The sequence below is a fragment of the Alcaligenes parafaecalis genome (genome assembly GCF_026344135.1).
GTDB lineage: Bacteria > Pseudomonadota > Gammaproteobacteria > Burkholderiales > Burkholderiaceae_B > Alcaligenes > Alcaligenes parafaecalis.
On the sequence record NZ_JAPKNA010000003.1, the window covers coordinates 209,896 to 229,997 of the forward strand.

Here is a 20,102-nt window from a genome sequence, read left to right on the forward strand (position 1 = left end):
CGCACTATGCCAAAGCGTTCAGACTTAAAAAGCATTCTTATCATTGGCGCAGGCCCGATCATCATTGGTCAGGCTTGTGAATTCGACTACTCGGGAGCTCAGGCGTGTAAGGCCCTGAAGGCCGAGGGTTACCGGACTGTGCTGGTCAACAGCAACCCGGCCACCATCATGACTGACCCGGATACAGCCGATGTGACCTACATCGAGCCCATTACCTGGCAAGCGGTCGAGAAAATCATTGAAAAAGAGCGTCCCGATGCGCTCTTGCCCACCATGGGCGGCCAAACTGCGCTGAACTGCGCACTGGATCTGGCCAAGCATGGCGTGCTGGAAAAATACGGTGTCGAGCTGATCGGTGCCAATGCAGCCGCCATTGAAAAAGCGGAAGACCGCCTGAAGTTCAAAGACGCCATGACGTCCATTGGTCTGGAGTCCGCCAAGTCCGGTGTGGCCCACTCCATGGACGAAGCCTGGGCGGTTCAAAAGCGTATTGCGGAAGACATCGGCACAGCCGGTTTCCCCGTGGTTATCCGCCCCAGCTTCACGCTGGGTGGTACAGGCGGTGGTATCGCCTACAACCCGGAAGAATTTGAAACCATCTGCCGCCGTGGTCTGGAAGCATCGCCGACCAAAGAGCTGCTGATTGAAGAATCGCTGCTGGGTTGGAAAGAGTTTGAAATGGAAGTCGTGCGCGACCGCGCCGACAACTGCATTATTGTGTGCTCCATTGAAAACCTGGACCCCATGGGTGTGCACACCGGTGACTCCATCACCGTGGCTCCTGCCCAAACCCTGACTGACCGCGAATACCAGATCATGCGTAATGCATCGATCGCCGTACTGCGCGAAATCGGTGTGGATACTGGTGGCTCGAACGTACAGTTTGCGGTGAACCCCGATAACGGCCGCATGATCGTTATCGAAATGAACCCACGTGTGTCCCGCTCCTCGGCCCTGGCTTCCAAGGCAACGGGTTTTCCTATCGCCAAGATCGCTGCGCGTCTGGCCGTGGGTTACACCCTGGACGAGCTGCTGAACGAAATTACCGGTGGTGCTACCCCCGCTTCGTTCGAGCCCACCATCGATTACGTGGTCACCAAAGTGCCACGTTTCGCCTTCGAGAAGTTCCCTCAGGCCGACTCGCGTCTGACCACCCAGATGAAATCCGTGGGTGAAGTGATGGCCATTGGCCGCACTTTCCAGGAATCCTTCCAGAAAGCCCTGCGCGGCCTGGAAGTGGGTGTAGATGGCCTGAACCAGAAAACTACCGACCGCGAAAAACTGCAGGTCGAGCTGGGCGAACCCGGTCCAGAGCGTATCTGGTACGTGGGCGATGCCTTCGCTCAAGGTCTGACTCTGGACGAAGTTCACAACCTGACCAAGATCGACCCCTGGTTCCTGGCCCAGATCAAAGAGATCGTGGACATCGAGCTGGCTCTGGAACAAAAGACGCTGGCCGATCTGGACCGCGACACCTTGTTCGGTCTGAAGCGTCGTGGTTTCTCCGACCGCCGTCTGGCTTTCTTGCTGGATACCGTGGAATCGGAAGTGCGCAAACTGCGTCACCAACTGAACGTGCGTCCTGTCTACAAGCGTGTGGACACCTGCGCGGCCGAGTTCTCCACCGATACGGCCTACATGTACTCGACCTACGAGGAAGAGTGCGAATCCAACCCTACGGACAAGAAGAAGATCATTGTTCTGGGTGGTGGTCCTAACCGTATTGGTCAGGGTATCGAGTTTGACTACTGCTGCGTGCACGCTGCGCTGGCATTGCGCGAAGATGGTTACGAAACCATCATGGTCAACTGCAACCCCGAAACGGTTTCTACCGACTATGACACTTCCGATCGTCTGTACTTCGAGCCTCTGACTCTGGAAGACGTGCTGGAAATCGTCCACATCGAAAAACCAGTGGGCACCATCGTTCAGTACGGTGGCCAGACTCCTTTGAAATTGGCACGTGCTCTGGAAGCCAACGGTGTACCTATCATCGGTACCAGCCCGGAATCCATTGACGTGGCCGAAGACCGTGAGCGCTTCCAGAAGCTGCTGACCAAGCTGGGTCTGCGTCAGCCGCCAAACCGTACCGCCCGTACCGAAGGCGAAGCCATTTCTCTGGCTGCCGAAATCGGTTACCCACTGGTGGTGCGCCCAAGCTACGTGCTGGGTGGCCGTGCCATGGAAATCGTGCATGAACAGCAAGACCTGGAGCGCTACATGCGCGAAGCGGTCAAAGTCAGCAATGACTCGCCTGTGCTGCTGGATCACTTCCTGAACAACGCCACTGAAGTCGACGTGGATTGCCTGGCCGATGGCGAGCGCGTCTTTGTGGGCGGTGTGATGCAACACATCGAGCAGGCAGGTGTTCACTCCGGTGACTCCGCTTGCAGCTTGCCTCCTTACTCGCTCAGCGACGAAACCGTAGCTGAAATCAAGCGCCAGACCGCACTCATGGCCAAGGCCTTGAACGTGAAGGGCTTGATGAACGTACAGTTCGCCATTCAGGACGGTGATGTTTACGTGCTGGAAGTGAACCCACGTGCTTCGCGTACGGTGCCTTTCGTCTCCAAGGCGACTGGTTTGCAGTTGGCCAAGATTGCGGCTCGTGCCATGGCCGGTCAAACTCTGACCGAACAAGGTATTACCGAAGAAATCACGCCGCCTTACTACAGCGTGAAAGAAGCCGTGTTCCCCTTCGTGAAGTTCCCTGGTGTAGACACCATTCTGGGACCTGAAATGAAGTCCACCGGTGAAGTCATGGGCGTGGGCACCTCGTTTGCCGAAGCCTTCGTGAAGTCGCAGATGGCTGCCAGCGTAACCCTGCCTACAGGCGGTCTGGCCTTCATCAGCGTGCGTGGCCAGGACAAACCACAAGCAGTTGAAGTGGCTCGTGGCCTGATCTCGCTGGGCTTCAAGGTTGTGGCTACCCGCGGTACCGCCGCCGCTATCGAACAGGCTGGTCTGGCTGTTCAAGTGGTGAACAAGGTTACCGAAGGTCGTCCGCACATTGTGGACATGATCAAGAACGGCGAAGTTTCCCTGGTCATCAATACGGTTGAAGAGCGTCGCAACGCTATCGTTGATTCGCGTACAATCCGTACACATGCGCTGGCTGCCAACCTGGCCTACTACACCACCATTGCCGGTGCGGTAGCGGCTGTTCAAGGCCTACAGTATCTGCGTCATGGCGATGGCTTGAAGGTTTACGCGGTTCAAGAGCTGCACGCTCTGCTCGCGAAACACTAAGTCGTACCATGCCAGAAAGGCGCACCTAAGTGGTGCGCCTTTTTTTGTTCTTGCATCAACAAGACCAAGCCGTCGTATTGGGGCAGCATGCAGGCTACAGCCTGTCAGGCGTAGAAGTTTTCTTCTTTGGAGATCATGTCGTGAAATGGTTCATTCTTGCCTTATTCATTGTGTGCACGATTGTGGTGCACTTCAGGGGTCGAGTCAGGCACCGGTTTTCCCGCCAGTTGCTGGACCATTCCACCTTCACGGCACCTCTGAACGTCTTCATGTACGGTTTTTCGGCAGTACCGAACGAGCCGTATCTGGATCTGAAGCACTTTCCCGAGCTGAACAAGCTGCTGGAGCACTGTGACGAAATCCGTGCCGAGGCCGAGCAACTGTTTGGCGAAGGACATATCAAGGCTTCCGACAAGTACAACGATGCGGGCTTCAACTCCTTCTTCAAAACCGGCTGGACGCGTTTTTACCTGAAGTGGTATGACGCCGACCACCCCTCAGCCCGCGAGCTGTGCCCGGTGACGACCAATCTGCTCAAGGATATTCCGTCCATCAAGGCGGCCATGTTTACCTCCTTGCCGCCGGGTGCCCGTTTGCCGCGTCACCGCGACCCTTATGCCGGTTCGCTGCGTTTTCACATGGGCTTGATGACGCCAAACAGCCCGGATTGCTACATCGACGTAGACGGCCAGACCTACTACTGGCGCGACGGTGAAGCCGTGGTGTTTGATGAGACCTTTATTCACTACGCTGAAAACAAGACCGATCAAAACCGTATCATCCTGTTTGCCGACGTAGAGCGCCCCATGCGTTACCGCTGGGCGCAGGCTATCAACCATGCGGTGGGTGGATTCTTGTTGCGTGCGGCAGCCGCTCCCAACCAGGAAGGCGACCGCACGGGCGGTATCAATCGTATTTTCGGTACGGTTTACGCCGTGCGCCGCTTCGGCAAGGCGATCAAGAAAAAGAACGAAACCCTGTACTACATCCTCAAATGGATTTTGGTATTGGGTATCGCTGCCTTGATCTTCCTGTAAAGCGCGGCTGACAATGCAAACCGTCTTTATCACCGGTGCCAGCAGCGGTTTGGGTAAAGCCCTGGCCCAGGAATATGCGGCTCAAGGGGCCAGCCTGGGTTTGCTGGGACGGCGTCAGGAAGAGCTCCAGGCACTGGCCGACAGCCTGCCCGGCGAGCATCGTATTTACGTTGCAGATGTGCGTGACAGAGACGCTTTGCATCAAGCTGCCCAGGACTTTTTACAGTTCACGGGGCAAAAGATTGATGTGGTTATTGCCAGTGCAGGCATCAGCGCTGGCACCTTGACGGAAGAAACCGAAGACTTCGCTGTCTTCAAAGCCATTGTGGATACGAATCTGCTGGCTATGGTGGCGACCTTCGAGCCCTTTATCGGCACCATGAAAGCGGCAGGCGAGGGCACTTTGGTGGGCATTGCCAGTGTGGCTGGTATTCGTGGCTTGCCCGGTGCGGGTGCTTACAGCAGCTCCAAGGCAGCAGTAATTGCGTATTGCGAGAGCCTGCGTCTGGAGCTATCGCTGCACGGCGTATCCGTTGTCACCATTACCCCCGGCTATATCCGCACGGCCATGACGGCGCATAACCCATACTCCATGCCGTTCCTGATGCCTGCCGAGGACTTTGCCCGCAAAGCCCGCAAGACGATAGAGCAGGGCATTTCCTACCGGGTGATTCCTTGGCCGATGGGTATTGTGTCCCGTCTGATGCGTCTGCTCCCCAATTGGCTCTACGACCGCCTGGCCCGTGGGGCACCGCGCAAGCCGCGCCTGAAGAAAGACTCCTGAGCTTGCCTGGAGACAAGCCGTTTAGCGTTGCTCGTCCAGCGCCGTATTCAGATGTGGTAACTGCCCCCACTGCGTACAGGTCCAGTTCAAGGCTGCATCAATGCTGAAGAAGTTCAGGCTGGTATTCAGAATTGCGTGAGTGCGTTTCGCATTCAGCGGCTGCTGATTCAGTTTGCGCCAGACCATATCAATAACGCCACCGTGTGCAAAAACCAGCAGGTTCTTGCCAGCATTCTGCTGGGACAGTTCCTCAAAGCAGCTCAGTATCCGCGTCTGGAACTGGCGTAGCGACTCACCACCTTCTACTGCGTAGTCGATATCCACGGTGTCATCTGGCTGGTCCGGGCCGTGGCGACCGGCTGCATCCCATGCCTGGCCTTCCAGTGTTCCAAAGCCGCGCTCACGCAGTCCCCGGGTTTGCTGAATCTCAATATCCCAGTGCTGACAGGCTATTGCTGCCGTTTCCGAGGCGCGTTGCAGATCACTGCTGATGACGGCGTTCACAGGCATGTGAAATGCCGGGGAGCTTAAATAGCTTTGCAGGGCACGGGCCTGCTCGCGGCCGGTCTCGTTCAGTTCTATATCCTGCCAGCCTTGTAAACGGCGTACGGCATTCCAGGCGGTTTCACCGTGACGGATCAGACAAATAGACGTACTCATGCTCGCAACCATCATTCAGGTAAGGGATCGGACTGCCAAAGGCAGGCTGATTGTCTATTGTAATGGGCCAGTCAAGAGCAGGCAGATAGAGTGGGTATATACCGCATATAGCGCGAGCATCGACGCCAAAAGGCAGTTTGAAACCACTATTGCTTAGAGCTGTGTTGGGGTTTACCGCGTACTGCCTTATTTTCAGGTGCCTTGTTGAGTCTTTCACGTTTAAAATCATGCCTCAACGAATCAGCCAGTGAACTATTGCCTGCTGCGCTGCCGTATATCGAATTCAGCTGTATTTCTTTATTCCTTTTCTGGAACCCCCTATGTCTCAGTCTTACTTTCCGCGTTGGCGCCGTGTATCCGGCAGCGAACCCGATGCGGTTGTGCAGCCCGACGAGTGTCTGGCCACGCCGCAAAACATTGCGATGGGCGCGCAGCACGTGGTGGCCATGTTTGGCTCCACCATTCTGGCTCCCTTGTTGATGGGTTTTGATCCCAATCTGGCCATTTTGATGTCCGGTATTGGTACGCTGATTTTCTTCGTTTTTGTGGGTGGCCGTGTTCCCAGCTATCTGGGTTCCAGCTTTGCCTTTATCGGTGGTGTGATCGCCGTAACCGGTTATGCCGGTAGCGGGCCCAATCCCAATATCGGCGTGGCTCTGGGAGCCATTATTGTCTGCGGTCTGGTCTATACACTGATTGGTGTGCTGGTCTGGGTGTTCAATGCCCGTACTCAGGGCGGTGCGGCGCGTCTGATCAACCAGTGGATGCCTCCAGTCGTTACCGGTTCGATTGTGGCCGTGATCGGCCTGAATCTGGCACCGATTGCAGCCAAAGGCGCCATGGGTAGCGGCACCTTCGATTCCATGATGGCTTTGATGACCGTGCTGTGTGTGGGCGGTATTGCGGTCTACACCCGTGGGGTGGCCCAGCGCTTGCTGATTCTGGTGGGTCTGGCTCTGGCCTGCGTGCTGTACTGGGTCTTTACTAACGTCATGGGCTACGGCACTCCGATCAATTTCGCTCCCGTGGCGGCGGCGGACTGGCTGGGTCTGCCCAGCTTTGCCACGCCTGTGTTCCAGGCTCACGCCATGACGGTGATCGTGCCGGTGGCCATCATTCTGGTGGCCGAGAATCTGGGCCACATCAAAGCGGTTAGTGCGATGACCGGGCAGGATCTGGACGGTTACCTGGGGCGCGCCTTTGTGGGTGACGGTGTCGCCACCATGTTGTCCGGCTCGGTAGGTGGTACAGGTGTGACAACCTACGCTGAAAATATCGGCGTGATGGCGGCAACCCGTATCTATTCGACGCTGGTGTTTGCCTTTGCTGCCGTGATTGCGATTTTCCTGGGCTTCTCGCCCAAGTTTGGCGCCGTCATCCAGTCCATTCCCGGCCCGGTGCTGGGTGGCATGTCTATTGTGGTGTTTGGTCTGATCGCCATTGCTGGTGCCCGTATCTGGGTGGTCAACCAGGTGGATTTCAGCGATAACCGTAATCTGCTGGTGGCTGCCGTGACCTTGATTCTGGGGGCAGGTAACTTCTCCTTGCAGTTTGGCGTGATCCGTCTGGATGGTATCGGTTGTGCCACCTTTGGTGCCATCTTGCTGCACGCCTTGTTGCGAGGTCGGGGCCAAAGCCGGGCCTGATTCGCTCAAGGCTGATCAATACTGGCCTGGGCTATAAAGGCCCAGCCAGTATCCGCATGACTGCTTGTGACAGACGGCCTATCTGGCAGGTTTCTGTCTTTTTGTACAGGGGTTTTAGGGGCTTGCTATTTTCAGGCAGTTTGCCGACAATAGATCTCACACCCCGGTTCTTCGCGGGGTTTTTTTCTGCAGCAGAATTCTTCTGTATCAGAAAAGCCATATTGGGGCAGCCGGCAGGTTTGGCTTGAGCAGTGTGTTTGAATGTACGCTGTAGGGTCAGCAAGACTTTCAAGTCGGCCGATTCAACCTGTTTGATTGTTTGCCCCATCATCGTTATCCCCCTATTTTCCAGGCGCTCCTGCTACGGAGCGTCTTTTACTTGTTGAGCAGGAATACTATGTCTGCGATCCCATTGACTGCGCAGGGCGCACAACGTTTGCAAGTCGAATTACACCGCCTCAAGACGGTGGAACGCCCGGATGTGATTAACGCCATCGCCGAAGCGCGTGCCCAGGGCGATTTGTCCGAGAATGCGGAATATGATGCCGCGCGCGAGCGCCAGGGCTTTATTGAAGGCCGGATCAGCGAACTGGAAGGCACTTTGTCCAATGCCCAGATCATCGAACCCGCAACGCTGGATGCCGAAGGCCGTATCGTGTTTGGTGCCACGGTCGAGATCGAGGACCTGGAGTCCGGTAACACCGTGACTTACCAGATCGTGGGTGATGTTGAAGCCGACATTCGTGCCAACAAGATCTCTATTTCCAGCCCTGTTGCTCGTGCCCTGATTGGCAAGAGCGCTGGTGATGTGGTCGAGGTGAAGGCACCGGCCGGTATTCGTGAATACGAAATCCTGACCATCAACTACGTTTGATGCCGCCTCAAACAGCAGGCCTGGCCTGCTGTTGATGCAAGCGCGCAAAAGAAAGGCCCCTGTACATTGTGCCGGGGCCTTATAATTTACGGCAGTTTAGCGTTTGCCCGAACCGCCCAGTCCGCGACGAGCACCGGCCCGCAAGGACATGGCGCTGCCAGGACGGTTGGTGTTGCTACGTGGAGCAGCAGCCGGTTTGACCGACGAGAATTTCTGAAGGCTGCGTGGAGCGGCCGACGCTTTTTTCTCTTGGGTGCTAGTGCGTTCTGCTTTCATTTCCGCACGGCGGGCACGTTCTGTGCTGCGAGTACGCTGGACACCAGAGGCAGCCAGTTTTTTGGGTGTGTAGGGCTCCGAGGCCTTACGCACGGCACGGGTAGGTTTTTCAGGCGCTCCCATCAAGACTGGGGGGCGTTCAATATTGGGTCTGTAGATGGTCAGGATTTTGCCCAGATGATGAATAGGGGCAGCATCGAGCGCATCGCAGATTTGTTCTAACATGGTCAGACGGGCCTGACGGTCATCACCGGCCACACGGATCTTGATGAGCTGGTGAGCCTGCAGGTGGACGGTGATTTCTTTGAGCACCGCCTCGGTCAGGCCATTGTCTCCAATCAGGACAACTGGGCGCAGAGCGTGAGCAGCAGCACGAAGGTCGCTGCGCTCATGAGGTGTAAGGTTGAGTTTTGGCATAAAGAGATTGTACGGGAATGGCCAAGAAAAAATTCTCTAAAGAGTGGGTTCAGCAGCATATAAATGACCCTTACGTCAAATTGGCGCAACAAAAAGGGTATCGCGCGCGTGCGGCCTTCAAACTCAGTGAAATATTGGATCTGGAGAAGATTCAGGTTCAGGGCAAGGTGGTGGTGGACCTGGGGTCTACGCCGGGTAGCTGGTCGCAGTTAATTCGGGAACGCATGGTCGGTCCCGGCGGCGTGCTCAATGGCCGCATTATCGCACTGGATATCCTAGAAATGGAACCCATTGCCGGTGTGGAATTCATGCAGGGCGACTTTCGCGAGGACTCCGTCCTGGAGCAATTGCAAGAATCCCTAAAAGGTGCAGCCGTAGACCTTGTGATTTCGGATATGGCCCCCAACTTGTCTGGTGTGGCATCGGCTGATTCCGCCCGTATCCAGCATTTATGCGAGCTGGCACAGGAATTTGCCCTGCAGCATCTGACCGATGAAGGTGTGCTGATCGTCAAAGCCTTCCATGGAAGCGGGTTTTCCCAGATCGTGGAATCGTTCAAGCAGAATTTTGTCAGAGTCGTCGAGCGTAAACCCAAGGCTTCGCGCGATAAATCCGCCGAGACCTTTCTTGTTGCCCGAGGCTTGAAGGGCAGGTAATTTATGACTTGCCGGTCTTCGAATCGGGTAGAATGAACTATGTATGGCGCTTGTTCAGCTATGTGTAAGCATAGTGGGCAAGTTATCGCAATCGCAGGAGATTGGCTTTGAACAATTCGTTTTCCAAAGTCGCGATCTGGATGGTTATTGCGCTGGTGCTGTTTACTGTTTTCAAGCAGTTTGACGGCCGGCCACCAGCCACTGATGGCGTCACTTACACACAATTCATGAATGATGCCCGCTCCGGCCGCATCAGCAAGGTAGATATTCAGGGCGATACCCTGCATGTCACGCCGGATTCTGGCCGCAGCTACTCGCTGACGTCCCCCGGTGACCTGTGGATGGTGCCTGAACTGGTGAAATCCGGTGTGCAGGTATCGGGCAAAGCCCGCGAAGAGCCTTCCTTTCTGACCAGCCTGTTCATCTCCTGGTTCCCCATGCTGCTCTTGATTGGCGTGTGGGTGTTTTTCATGCGCCAGATGCAAGGTGGTGGCAAGGGTGGGGCATTCAGCTTCGGTAAATCGCGTGCGCGTTTGCTGGACGAGAACACTAACCCAGTTACCTTTGCCGACGTTGCCGGTTGCGACGAAGCCAAGGAAGACGTACAGGAACTGGTGGATTTCCTGCGTGACCCGACTCGCTTCCAGCGTCTGGGTGGCCGTATCCCCCGCGGTATCCTGATGGTCGGCTCGCCCGGTACTGGTAAAACCTTGCTGGCTCGTGCTATTGCTGGCGAAGCCAAAGTACCTTTCTTCAGCATTTCCGGTTCCGACTTCGTTGAAATGTTTGTAGGTGTGGGTGCTTCCCGTGTTCGCGACATGTTCGAGACCGCCAAGAAGCAATCGCCTTGCATCATCTTTATCGACGAAATTGACGCCGTAGGCCGTCAGCGTGGTGCTGGTCTGGGCGGCGGTAACGACGAACGCGAACAGACTCTGAACCAGTTGCTGGTTGAGATGGACGGTTTTGAAACCGGCCAAGGCGTACTGGTCATTGCTGCTACCAACCGTCCTGACGTTCTGGACCCCGCTTTGCTGCGTCCTGGTCGTTTTGACCGTCAAGTGGTTGTCGGCCTGCCTGATATCCGTGGTCGCGAGCAGATTCTGAAAGTACACATGCGCAAAGTACCTTTGGCTCCCAACGTGGACGCCGTGGTGCTGGCTCGTGGTACGCCCGGTTTCTCCGGTGCTGATCTGGCCAACCTGGTTAACGAAGCGGCCTTGTTCGCTGCGCGCCGTAACGGCCGCACTGTGGATATGCAGGACTTTGAACGCGCCAAGGACAAGATCATCATGGGTGCAGAACGCCGCACCATGATCATGCCCGAGGAAGAGCGTCGCAACACCGCTTACCACGAAGCCGGTCACGCTCTGGTGGCTTGCATGCTGCCCAAGACTGACCCGGTTCACAAAGTCACCATCATTCCTCGTGGTCGTGCTTTGGGTGTAACCATGCAATTGCCGGAAGGCGATCGCTACAGCATGGACAAAGAGCGCCTGTTGAACATGATTGCCGTGCTGTTCGGTGGCCGTATCGCTGAAGAAGTGTTCATGAATCAAATGACCACGGGCGCATCGAACGACTTTGAGCGTGCCACGCAGATTGCCCGCGACATCGTGACTCGCTACGGCATGACGGACTCCTTGGGTCCTGTTGTCTACGCCGAGAACGAAGGCGAAGTGTTTCTGGGCCGCAGCGTCACTAAAACGACGCACGTGTCCGAGGCCACCATGCAAAAAGTGGACTCCGAGATTCGCAAGATTATCGACGAACAGTACGCGGTTGCTCGCAAGCTGATCGAAGATAATATGGACAAGATGCATGCCATGGCCAAGGCCTTGCTGGAGTGGGAAACCATTGATGCCGACCAGATCGACGACATCATGAAAGGTTTGCCACCACGGGCTCCACACGTGCCCAACAGCAATGACAACACACCCTCCGATGGCTCTACGCCACCAGCCGCTGGTCCTAGCCCAGCCGATGACAAGGGTGCCGCGGCGACAACGCCGGTTGCTTAACTTACAACATAGGCCACGCCTATTTCATGAATTACCCTGAGTGGTCTTGTGGGCGCTTCCAGTTTGGGCTGGAGCGCCCTTTGGTTATGGGGATTGTGAATGTCACCCCAGACTCCTTTTATGACGGCAATACACACAATGATTTGCCTCGGGCGCTGGACCACGCCCGTCAATTAATCGCCGAAGGCGCAGACATTCTGGATATTGGTGGCGAATCGACTCGCCCCGGTGCCGAGCCCGTTTCTCTGGAACAAGAGCTTGAGCGTGTCATCCCTCTGATCGAGGGTTTGCGTGATAGCGGTGTGGCCTTGTCGGTCGATACCTTTAAACCTGATGTCATGCGTGCCAGCCTTGCCGCCGGTGCGGACATGATTAATGACATCTACGCCTTGCGCATGCCCGGTGCCATCGAGGTCGTCAAGGACTCCAATTGCGGTCTGTGCATCATGCACATGCAAGGCGAGCCTCGCACCATGCAAGAGCAGGTTCACTACGATGATGTTGTCGTTGATGTACGTCATTTTTTGCAACAACGATGTGACGCCATAGTGAGCGCAGGGATTCAATCCGAGCGTATCATGCTGGATCCCGGCTTTGGCTTCGGTAAAACAGCGGCACATAATTATCAGTTGCTACGGGATTTGCAGCAGGCGGCAGTGCCTGGTTACCCCTGGCTAATCGGCTTGTCACGCAAATCCATGATTGGCCATGTCACGGGGAAACCCGCCAGTGAGCGTTTGATTGGCAGTCTATCGGCAGCCCTTGCCTGTGTGGCACGGGGCGCAAAAATTGTCCGTGTCCATGATGTAGCCGCCACGCGCGAAGCGCTGGATGTGTGGAACGCGGTTGAATGTGGAGTCTCTGAATGAGCGATCGTAAGTATTTCGGCACCGATGGTGTCCGCGGTGAAGTGGGTGGTCCAACCATTAACCCCGAATTCGCCCTGCGTTTGGGTTACGCGGCCGGGCAGGTTCTGGCTGCCCAGTATGAAGGGACAGGTCGCCCCACCGTGGTGATTGGCAAGGACACGCGTATTTCCGGCTACATGCTGGAATCGGCGCTGGAAGCGGGTTTGTCGGCCGCCGGGATCGATGTTTTGCTGGCTGGCCCTGTGCCTACGCCCGCTGTGGCTTATTTGACGCGTACCCTGCGCCTGACGGCCGGTATTGTGATTTCCGCCTCGCACAACCCGTATTACGACAACGGTATCAAGTTCTTCTCGGCTCAAGGCACCAAGTTGCCTGACGAGATCGAGCTGAAAATTGAACGAGCCATTGACCAGCCCATGCATTGGGTGAAGTCCGAGTCCCTGGGCCGCGCGCGTCGTCTGGCTGACTCGGCAGGTCGTTATATCGAATTTTGCAAGAGCGCCTTCCCGAACGATTTGAACCTGAACGGGCTCAAGATCGTGGTAGATGCCGCTCATGGCGCGGCTTACAACATCGCTCCACACGTGTTCCGCGAGCTGGGTGCAGAAGTTATTGCCGTGGGTGTTCAGCCTGATGGTTTCAACATCAATCAGGAAGTCGGTGCCACCTATCCCGAGAAGCTGGCTGAAGAAGTACGCAAGCACAGTGCTGATCTGGGCATCGCTCTGGATGGTGATGCAGACCGTCTGCAAATGGTGGATGCGCAGGGTCGTATCTACAATGGCGATGAACTATTGTATCTAATTGTTGCTGATCGCCTGCAGACTCAGCCCGTAAAAGGCGTGGTTGGCACGCTCATGACCAACCTGGGTTTCGAGAAGAAAATGCAGGAATTGGGCGTGGAATTTGCCCGCGCGAAAGTGGGTGACCGCTATGTGCTGGAATTGATGCAGCAAAAAGGCTGGGTCTTCGGTGGTGAAAGCTCGGGACACTTGTTGTGTCTGGAATGGCACACCACAGGCGATGGCATTGTGGCCGCCTTGCAGGTCTTGACTGCGCTGTGCCATAGCGGCAAGAGCCTGCCCGAATTGATGGATGGTTTGAAGATGTACCCGCAAATCATGGTCAACGTGCCTTTGCAGCCGGGCCAGGATTGGAAAAATCATGCAGGTTTGCAACAGGCTACCCAGGAAGTGGAGCAAATGTTGGGCGACCGTGGTCGAGTCCTTATTCGCGCATCGGGCACGGAGCCTAAGCTGCGGCTGATGGTGGAAGCGGAAGAGGCGGATCTGGCTCAAGCAGGTATCGATACCTTGCTTGCAGTGGATTTAATGAAATAGTAATGTGGCTATCAAATACCTGAAACATTGTTTGTGCATCATGCACGAAAGTGTTTGGAGTCATCACGATGCTAAATCTTGAGCGCGAACGTACTGAAGTGGATTGGGGAAATACTTGGGCAGGTCATACCGTTGGAGGCTTGGCCTTGCGTCTGGCTCGTACCCAGACAGAACTTGAATGCCTTCAGCGCTTGCGTTTTCAGGTTTTCACCCAGGAAATGAACGCCGTCTTTCCAGACCAGCATAATGGTCTGGATATTGATCGCTTTGATCCCTGGTGCGAGCATTTCATGGTTACCGAGCCCGAGGAAAACCGGGTTGTTGGAACCTACCGCTTGCTGACCCCTGAAAATGCCAATAAGGCGGGCGGCTATTACTCAGAGTCCGAGTTTGATATCAGCGCCCTGGCTGCATTGCGGCCCAGCCTGGTTGAGGTGGGGCGCTCCTGCATCCATCCCGATTACCGTAATGGCTCGGCCATCATGATGCTGTGGGGTGGAATTGCCGCCCTGACGCGTGTGGGTGGCTATCGCTACCTGCTTGGCTGCGCCAGCGTCAGCCTGCGTGACGATGGGGTCACTGCCGCTGAAGTGTGGCGTGTGGCTCAAAAGTCCATGCAGGACAATAAGCACATCCCGCATGTGCAGCCTTTGAATCGCTACCCGGTCGAACGCCTGAATAGTGATTTGCCAGCGCGTATTCCACCGTTGATCAAAGGCTACCTGAAGTTGGGAGCCACGATTTGCGGTGCGCCTGCCTGGGACCCGGATTTCAATACAGCAGACTTCCCGGTCTTGCTGGATCTGGAAGCCATGGACGAGCGCTACAAGCGTCACTTCGGCCTGGTCTGATTGCCAGTGGCGTAGTGCCAAGGGTGTGGGCTGAAACAAGGCCCTCAGATTAAAAAAGAACCCCCGAAAGTTGGATAGCTATCCAACTTTCGGGGGTTTTTTATGGTTTGATGGGCAGCAAGTCAGCAAGTTAGTAAGCAAACCTTGGCGATTCCAATGGGACCGGATCGCGAGAGCAGCAGCATCCTTGGGTTTCCTGTGCCTGAGCCGCATTACGCATCCCGAACAAGCTTAAGAAGCCGAGTCTGGCTCGGCATTCTTAGGCTATACAGGGCAGGGGCTTAAACCAGTTCCAGGCTGAACTCGTTCAGCTCGGTTTGCCAGGCCTGTACTTCGGCCAGCAAGGACGCCTGGGACAGTGGATGGCTAGCCATCCACTCATGATCCAGATGGATCTGGACGGTTTTGCCGCGCATTTGCAGGCTCAGTGGCAAGGTATCCCTGTCTTCACGACGGCGCATCAGCATGACGGCCAGGCGCAGGCTTAACAAGGTCAGCCACCAGGCGTTATTGCTTTCAAAGCGCTTGAGCTTGCCCAGCTTGCCCTGGTGACCCAGACTCAGGAAACTGAGCAGCATCTGGTCGTCGTTGGAAAAACCGGGCATATCAGCATGTTCCAGCACGTACGCCGTGTGCTTGTGATAGTCCGCATGTGCAATGCTCAGGCCCACTTCGTGCAGATCAGCGGCCCAGCCCAATTGGCGTTGCAGCTCTTGCACTTCTGGCGATTCAGGCAGCTTCAACTGCGCAAAAAACTGCATGGCGGCATCGTGTACACGATGGGATTGGCGCGTGTCGATCTGATAACGCTTCATCATCTGCTGAACCGTCTGGTCGCGCTGATCGTGTTCCGATTCGCGGCCCAGCATGTCGTAGAGCACCCCAACACGCAGCGCGCCCTCACCAGGCAGCATCTGGCGAATCTTCAGTTCCTGGAAGGCTGCCATCATGATGGCCAGACCTGCCGCCAGCACGGGCGCACGGTGCGGCTTGATGCCGCTGAGATTGCGCATGTCCACCTTGCCGTCGTGCACCAGACGTTTGCGCAGCAGCTCCATGCCTTCCAGCGTAATGCCCTTTTTGGACATGCCATTTTCTTGCAGGATGGCGATCAGGCCTTTCGCGGTGCCGGAGGAGCCATAGGCTTCCTGCCAGCCTGTCTTGCGATACTGACGCGTAATGCCTTCCAGCTCGCGGCGGGCCGTCAGAATGGCATTGCTCATGCGCTCTTCGGTGATCACGCCATCGGAGAAGAATTTGTCGGTATAGCTGACACAGCCCATGTACAGGGAAGACAGCAGCAAGGGCTTGAGGCCTTTGCCAATAATGACTTCAGTCGAACCACCGCCAATATCAATCATCAGACGGCGATTGGGGGAGGGGGGCAGTTCGTTGCTGATACCGGAGAAAATCAGGCGGGCTTCTTCGTGGCCGGAAATGACCTCGATAGGAAAGCCAAAAGCTGCTTCGGCCGCAGGCAGTACTTCGCTTAAATTGCGGGCCACCCGAAAGGTGTTGGTGGCCACGGCGCGAACACGATTGGGGTGAAATCCAGCCAGACGTTCGTTAAAGCGTTTCAGGATGACGACCGCGCGTTCGATGGCATCGGGGCTGATGTACTTGTCGGGGCCCATGCCAGCGGCGAGTCGGACGGATTCATTTAGCCGGTCAATGGTGTAGATCTGGGCATGACCGTTGTGCTGAACCACTCGTCCAATGGATAAACGAAAGCTGTTGGAGCCCAGGTCCACAGCGGCAAGAAGTTGTTCCATGAGGCATCGCTCGGGATGATTACTGTGCGATTATAAGGACATTAATCATGGGTTTTGTTACACGAACCGGAAAATTAAGAAAAGTTAGACGAAAGCATCTTTAGAAAGGCGATGTGGTATTTGAAGGCAGCTTCTGAGGTGGTGATTTAGACTTGAATTGACCCTGGGTCATAGAGCTGTAACATTCATGTAGTAAAAGTCTCACGATCCCATCTTCTTTGGCTTTTTAACGACCTCACCATGCTGCCTTCTCCAGATTCAACCTTGCTAAACCGTGAGTTGTCCTTGCTCAAGTTCAATGAGCGAGTGCTGGCCATGGCCGAAAATTCGACCACGCCTTTGCTGGAGCGCTTGCGCTACATCTGTATTGTCAGTTCCAACCTGGACGAGTTTTTTGAAATTCGTATCTCCAGCCTTAAAGAACAGATTTTGCAAAATCCTCATCAAGTGGGGGATGATGGATTTTTGCCTCAACAGGCCTTTGACAAGGTGCAGGCTGCCGCCCACCAACTGGTCGAGAAACAGAACGACCTTCTGATGGATGAGGTTTTGCCTACCTTGATGGATGAAGGCATTGGCCTGTTGCTGACCGCGTTATGGACACCGGCCCAGCGCGAGTGGGCCTATCAAACCTTTTTGCGTGATGTCATGCCTTTGCTCACGCCTATCGGTCTGGACCCGGCGCACCCATTTCCCCGTGTTTACAACAAAAGCCTGAATTACATTGTCGAGCTGAGCGGAGAGGATGCGTTTGCCCGTACCGGCACGATTGCGATTGTGCAGGCGCCGCGCGCCTTGCCTCGTGTGATCCGCGTACCAGACGATATTGCCGGCATTCCACAGGGCTATATGCTGCTGACTTCCCTGATCAGCGTGTTCGTGGGCGAGTTGTTCCCCGGCATGGATGTAAAGGGCTGCTATCAGTGGCGTGTGACCCGCAACAGCGATCTGTTTGTGGACGAGGAAGAAGTCACCAACTTGCGCGCCGCCTTGCAGGGCGAGCTGTCGCAACGTAACTTCGGTGCGGCTGTGCGTCTGGAAATCGATCGCTCCATGCCCGAGCGCCTGGAGCGCTTTCTGCAAAGCGAGTTTTCGCTGGATGTGCCCGATACCTACCGTGTCAGTGGCCCGGTCAATCTGACGCGCCTGATGCAGTTGTGCAATGTGCCGGATCGCCCGGACTTGCTGTTCCCGGATTACCGCGCGCCGATTCCCGCGCCCTTTGATTCTTCTTTTGAGTCCCCCGCACAGTTCTTTGAGGCCATTGCCCGCAAAGACCAGTTGCTGCATCACCCTTACCAGTCCTTTCAGCCTGTCCTGAGCTTTTTGCGTGCCGCCGCGGCCGACCCGGCTGTCGTGGGCATCAAGCAGACCATCTACCGTACGGGTGAAGACTCGGAGCTGATGAATATTCTGCTGTCAGCCGCACGCGCAGGTAAAGAAGTGACGGTGGTGGTGGAGTTGATGGCGCGCTTTGACGAGCAGACCAATATCAACTGGGCCGCCAAGCTGGAAGAAGTAGGGGCACACGTCAGTTATGGGGTGGTGGGGCACAAGACCCACGCCAAGATGGCCTTGGTGCTACGCCGTGAAGGTGGCTTGATTCGTCGTTATGGCCACTTGGGGACGGGGAACTATCACCCGCGTACCGCTCGCCTGTACACGGACTTTGGTTTGATTACGGCCAACCAGGAAGTATGTGAAGACATGGATAAAGTGTTTTCCATGTTGACGGGGCTGGGGGCCTGGCGGCCATTGAAGCAGTTGCTGCAATCGCCTTTCACCTTGCATGACAGCATGATGGACCGGATTCAGGCAGAAACGGAACGAGCCTTGGCGGGCAAGAAAGCACGCATCATGGCCAAGATGAATTCCTTGCTGGAACCCAAAATCATTCAGGCGCTTTATGACGCCAGCCAGGCCGGGGTCAAGGTAGACCTGATTGTGCGTGGTGCTTGCGCCTTGCGGCCTGGGGTGAAGGGTTTGTCGGAAAATATCCAGGTGCGTTCGATTATCGGCCGCTTTTTGGAGCACTCGCGTGTGTTCTATTTCTACAATGGCGGCCAGGAAGAAGTCTTTATTTCCTCCGCAGACTGGATGGATCGCAATTTCTTCCGCCGGGTGGAGCTGGGCGTGCCGGTACTGGATCGCAGCCTGAGAAAACGGGTTATTGCCGAAGCCTTTACCTACGCCTTGCGTGACAACCAACTGTCCTGGAAAGCCAACCCGGATGGCACTTATAACCGTATCCGTAGTCGTGGGGCACCGTTCAACCTGCATTTGAATATGATGCAGCGTCTGGGCGGTGTGTGAAATACAGACTGTCATGAACGTGTCACATAGCCTGTTTACTATGACGACACATACAGGGTGGGCCTGTGATCTGACTATCATCAAGAGGATTTCTCGATGTTAAAACGTGTATTCAACAAGGTAAGTATTGCTCTGGCGTTCAGCGCTTTTGCGGCTACTGCCACAGCAGCAGACGTAACCGGTGCCGGTGCGTCGTTCCCTTACCCAATTTATGCCAAGTGGGCGGCTGAATACGCCAAGCAAACCAATAACCGCGTTAACTACCAGTCGATTGGTTCGGGTGGTGGTCAGCAGCAGATTATTGCCAAGACGGTCGATTTCGGCGCTTCGGATGACCCAATGAAGGTCGAGACGCTGGAAAAAGAAAACCTGTTGCAGTTCCCCGCCGTGATTGGTGGTGTGGTTCCTGTGATCAACGTCGACGGCATCGAACCTGGTCAACTGAAACTGTCCGGCAAAGTGCTGGGTGACATCTACCTGGCCAAGATCACCAAGTGGGACGACGCTGCCATCAAGGCACTGAACCCCGACTTGACTCTGCCTAACAAAGACATCGTTGTGGTTCACCGCTCCGACGGTTCGGGCACCACCTTTGGCTGGACCAACTACCTGTCCAAAGTGTCCCCAGACTGGAAATCCCAGGTTGGTGAAGGCAAGGCTGTGAAGTGGCCTACCGGTCAGGGTGGCAAGGGTAACGAAGGCGTGGCCGCTTACGTGCGTCAGTTGCAGAACTCGATCGGCTACGTTGAATACGCTTACGCCAAGCAAAACAAACTGTCCTGGACCCAGTTGCAGAACAAGGACGGCCAGTTCGTCCAGCCTGGTCAGGAAAGCTTTGCTGCCGCCGCTGCGAATGCAGACTGGGCCGGTACACCTGGCATGGGTGTGATTCTGACCGAAGAGCCTGGTGCACAATCCTGGCCTATCACTTCGGCTACCTTCATCTTGATGCACAAGGTGCAAGACAAGCCTGAAAGCGGTAAAGAAGTGTTGAGCTTCTTTAACTGGGCCTTTGAGAACGGCGCTCAAGCCGCTGCCGATCTGGACTACGTTGCACTGCCTAAAGACGTGACCGACAAGATCAAAGCGGCCTGGGCTGCGGAAATCAAGTCCAAAGACGGCGCAGCGGTCTGGAAGTAAGATTCGTGTTCAAATACAGGTCAGTTGTAAATTGATCTTGTGAGACGGCCCACCACTAGGTGGTGCCGTCTTTATTATGTAAAAATTACGGTTTTGTCTTGGACGCACGGCGCGTGACCTGATCGTTTTTTCGGACTCAAGCAGCCTTGGCTGTTACAGAATCCGTAAATCGGTTGCAGTGCGTTTGTCCCATTCCG

At 55.6% G+C, this 20,102-nt stretch carries 15 protein-coding genes; 12 read left to right on the forward strand and 3 right to left on the reverse strand.

Annotation, left to right across the window (positions count from 1 at the left end; translation table 11 throughout):
• Positions 1-6: 6 nt before the first annotated feature.
• The 3 genes from carB (at position 7) to OSH09_RS11530 (ending at position 5,070) form a co-directional block, all read left to right on the forward strand.
• Positions 7-3,249 carry a carbamoyl-phosphate synthase large subunit gene (gene carB / locus OSH09_RS11520; protein ID WP_266121043.1) on the forward strand — a complete coding sequence of 1,081 codons (3,243 nt, stop codon included), beginning with the start codon at positions 7-9 and terminating at the stop codon, positions 3,247-3,249.
• Between the two features lie 140 nt (positions 3,250-3,389).
• A complete protein-coding gene (gene lpxO, locus OSH09_RS11525; protein ID WP_266121187.1) occupies positions 3,390-4,286 on the forward strand; it encodes a lipid A hydroxylase LpxO in 897 nt (298 codons plus the stop codon).
• Between the two features lie 13 nt (positions 4,287-4,299).
• Positions 4,300-5,070, forward strand: a complete 771-nt coding sequence (locus OSH09_RS11530; protein WP_266121044.1) for an SDR family oxidoreductase — start codon at positions 4,300-4,302, stop codon at positions 5,068-5,070.
• A gap of 21 nt (positions 5,071-5,091) precedes the next feature.
• On the opposite strand, the gene OSH09_RS11535 is transcribed toward OSH09_RS11530, so the two are convergent.
• On the reverse strand, positions 5,092-5,730 hold the full coding sequence (locus tag OSH09_RS11535) for a histidine phosphatase family protein (RefSeq protein WP_266121045.1): 639 nt from the start codon (positions 5,728-5,730) through the stop codon (positions 5,092-5,094).
• A gap of 320 nt (positions 5,731-6,050) precedes the next feature.
• Between OSH09_RS11535 and OSH09_RS11540 the strand changes: the two genes are divergently transcribed.
• A complete protein-coding gene (locus tag OSH09_RS11540) occupies positions 6,051-7,376 on the forward strand; it encodes a solute carrier family 23 protein (RefSeq protein WP_266121046.1) in 1,326 nt (441 codons plus the stop codon).
• Positions 7,377-7,773: 397 nt separating this feature from the next.
• Positions 7,774-8,250, forward strand: a complete 477-nt coding sequence (gene greA, locus OSH09_RS11545) for a transcription elongation factor GreA (protein WP_207873493.1) — start codon at positions 7,774-7,776, stop codon at positions 8,248-8,250.
• A gap of 96 nt (positions 8,251-8,346) precedes the next feature.
• On the opposite strand, the gene OSH09_RS11550 is transcribed toward greA, so the two are convergent.
• Positions 8,347-8,943 carry a YhbY family RNA-binding protein gene (locus OSH09_RS11550; RefSeq protein ID WP_207873494.1) on the reverse strand — a complete coding sequence of 199 codons (597 nt, stop codon included), beginning with the start codon at positions 8,941-8,943 and terminating at the stop codon, positions 8,347-8,349.
• Positions 8,944-8,960: 17 nt separating this feature from the next.
• On the opposite strand from OSH09_RS11550, the gene OSH09_RS11555 reads away from it, so the two are divergent.
• The 5 genes from OSH09_RS11555 (at position 8,961) to OSH09_RS11575 (ending at position 14,680) form a co-directional block, all read left to right on the forward strand.
• Positions 8,961-9,599 (forward strand): RlmE family RNA methyltransferase, encoded by a 639-nt coding sequence (locus OSH09_RS11555; RefSeq protein WP_042483780.1) that lies wholly within the window; start codon positions 8,961-8,963, stop codon positions 9,597-9,599.
• A 107-nt stretch (positions 9,600-9,706) separates the two neighbouring features.
• Complete coding sequence (ftsH, locus tag OSH09_RS11560) at positions 9,707-11,620, forward strand: ATP-dependent zinc metalloprotease FtsH (RefSeq protein WP_207873496.1); 1,914 nt, start codon at positions 9,707-9,709, stop codon at positions 11,618-11,620.
• Positions 11,621-11,646: 26 nt separating this feature from the next.
• A complete protein-coding gene (gene folP / locus OSH09_RS11565) occupies positions 11,647-12,489 on the forward strand; it encodes a dihydropteroate synthase (RefSeq protein ID WP_266121047.1) in 843 nt (280 codons plus the stop codon).
• Positions 12,486-13,829 carry a phosphoglucosamine mutase gene (glmM, locus tag OSH09_RS11570; RefSeq protein WP_266121048.1) on the forward strand — a complete coding sequence of 448 codons (1,344 nt, stop codon included), beginning with the start codon at positions 12,486-12,488 and terminating at the stop codon, positions 13,827-13,829. The genes folP and glmM overlap by 4 nt, the downstream gene beginning before the upstream one ends.
• 68 nt (positions 13,830-13,897) lie before the next feature.
• Positions 13,898-14,680 (forward strand): GNAT family N-acetyltransferase, encoded by a 783-nt coding sequence (locus tag OSH09_RS11575; protein WP_207873498.1) that lies wholly within the window; start codon positions 13,898-13,900, stop codon positions 14,678-14,680.
• 281 nt (positions 14,681-14,961) lie between these two features.
• On the opposite strand, the gene OSH09_RS11580 is transcribed toward OSH09_RS11575, so the two are convergent.
• Positions 14,962-16,452, reverse strand: a complete 1,491-nt coding sequence (locus tag OSH09_RS11580) for a Ppx/GppA phosphatase family protein (protein WP_207873499.1) — start codon at positions 16,450-16,452, stop codon at positions 14,962-14,964.
• 240 nt (positions 16,453-16,692) lie between these two features.
• On the opposite strand from OSH09_RS11580, the gene ppk1 reads away from it, so the two are divergent.
• Both ppk1 and pstS read left to right on the forward strand, forming a co-directional pair.
• Positions 16,693-18,765, forward strand: a complete 2,073-nt coding sequence (gene ppk1 / locus OSH09_RS11585; protein WP_207873500.1) for a polyphosphate kinase 1 — start codon at positions 16,693-16,695, stop codon at positions 18,763-18,765.
• A gap of 96 nt (positions 18,766-18,861) precedes the next feature.
• Positions 18,862-19,905: a phosphate ABC transporter substrate-binding protein PstS gene (gene pstS, locus OSH09_RS11590; protein WP_266121049.1), complete on the forward strand. Its 1,044-nt coding sequence runs from the start codon at positions 18,862-18,864 to the stop codon at positions 19,903-19,905.
• Positions 19,906-20,102 lie beyond the last annotated feature (197 nt).